Genomic DNA, 2153 nt, shown 5'->3' with positions numbered 1-2153 from the left:
ATATGGCTCGTTTTATACAGACCCCGGTACATTCCGCATATTCGACTTTAGGGTGTTGGATGGCTCTTTAGAAGAGGCACTCTCCAACATCAACTCTGTGGTGATTAATCGAACTATGGCCGAGAAGTATTTTGGCTCGGTAAAGGTGGCCGGCAGACAACTAAACATTAAACTGGAAGGAAATGTAGAGAAGTACGTGATTGATGCCGTTTTTGAAGACTTACCTCACAATAGTTCTTTATATGGACAGGCCTATTTTTCATGGCAGAAGTTTGAGCGAGTTCGTCCAGTCAGAAACCCGACAAGGGCGTGGTCAAATATTGGCTATACTTCGGTGGTCCTATTAGATAAGGAAAATGTCGACATTCAGCTTCTTGAGCAAAAATTAAAAGAAGTTCGGCTTACACTAAACCCCGATGAAAAAGAAGGTGAATGGGCAAGAAACATAGATAGTAAGCTTCAGGCTTTTACCTCCATTCATCTCGATAAGGAAATCTCCAGCTCGGCAGGATTGAGAAGTTCCAGCAACCCCACCTATTCTTACATACTATCAGGTATTGGTTTTCTAATTTTGTTACTGGCCTGCATCAATTTTGCCAACCTATCAGTAGCGCGTTCAATACCACGCGCCAAAGAAATTGGTATTCGAAAAGTACTGGGCGCGCGCAAAAAGCAAGTGGCCTGGCAATTTTTAGGAGAGGCCTTGTACATATCTATCATAGCCTTTGTTCTAGGACTCATTCTGGCCGAACTTTTCTTACCCACCTTTAGCCAATTAACCAATAAATCATTCTCTTCAGGCATTATTCAAGATGCCTATCTTGTATTGGCCTGCCTGGGAGTAGTTGCATTAAGTGCTTTGTTGGCAGGGGCTTATCCAGCCTTTGTGGTGGCACGTTTTCAGATACTTAAAAGCCTGAGTGGAAAAGTTAAGCTGCAAGGGCGTCAATACCTTACCAAAGGACTTGTGCTCTTTCAGTTTGCTATAGCAGCTATTCTGGTTATTGGCACCCTGGCCATGAATAGGCAGATTTCCTTTCTGCTGAATACGGATTTGGGCTATGAAGATAAAAACATGGCTGTAATGCAGTTGGGTGGTAATCGGTCGCAGGCCGGTGTGATAATGTCCGAGCTTTTAAAGAACCCAAATATTTCTATGACCTCATATTCTGATGGCTTTGGATCGGCCACTTCGTTGGGTTATAACAATAAAGAATTTTTCTCGGCCTACACAGAAGTGGATACCAATTTCATTCATCTGATGGACCTTGATCTGGTAGCTGGAAGAAACCTGAAACCCTTGCGCGATGTGTACCTTAAAGGGACAGATACATTGACCAACCTAATTGTGACCGAAAACTTTATTGAAAAAGCAGGAATAGAAGGTGACGCTGTAGGCACATTTTTAACTGGGGGCGGGGGTGATGATGCCAAAGATCAGTACAGGATTGTTGGAGTGGTAAAGGACTTCATTTATTCTTCTGCCAAGAATGGAGTATCTCCTGTAGTAATGATTGCCGGCAACCCCGACAATGGAGACTTTGGGTCTATTAGCATGCGCTACCAACCGGAATACAGTACTCAATTAGAGGCAACACTAAACGAAATATGGAGAAAGGTTGATCCTTACACCCCTTTGCAATTCTTCTTCCAGGAAGAAATTAACCGAAATAGTTATGGAGAAGAAAAGCGTTGGAAATCGATAATTACAACAGCATCAGTAATTGCCATCATTATTTCTTGTCTTGGCCTTTTCGGAATGGCCCATCTTTCTGCTCAACAACGACAAAAAGAAATAGGGGTACGAAAAGTACTAGGAGCTACTGTAGGTCAGCTAGTCTACATGCTTAACCTCAGTTTTACCAAACTGGTGCTTTTGGCTTCACTAGTGGCCATACCTGTAGCTTATTATTTTCTGGATGATTGGTTGTCGAATTTTGCGTTTCGAATAAACCTGGGTGCTTTGTTGTTTTTAGCGCCTACACTGCTTACTCTGTCCATAGCCTTACTAACAGTAACGGTGCAATCGTTCAGGACAGCTAGTGCCAACCCTGTAGACTCATTGAGAGATGAATAGAACAGACCAGTTCAAAGCTCCATGTTTTAGGTTCATAGAATACCGTACCACCATGAACCACTCCACTTAAACTAAA

The 2153-nt window shown here is 42.7% G+C and carries 1 protein-coding gene; it reads left to right on the top strand.

Features of this window, described 5'->3' with window-relative positions:
* Positions 1–2077 (top strand): ABC transporter permease (locus B3763_RS18490; protein WP_286748335.1); only part of this gene is annotated, 2077 nt, incomplete at its 5' end.
* Between the last annotated feature and the right edge of the window lie 76 nt (positions 2078–2153).

The sequence above is a fragment of the Roseivirga sp. UBA1976 genome, from assembly GCF_002336325.1.
Taxonomy (GTDB): domain Bacteria; phylum Bacteroidota; class Bacteroidia; order Cytophagales; family Cyclobacteriaceae; genus Roseivirga; species Roseivirga thermotolerans.
This window is presented reverse-complemented; position numbering and strand designations above follow the sequence as displayed.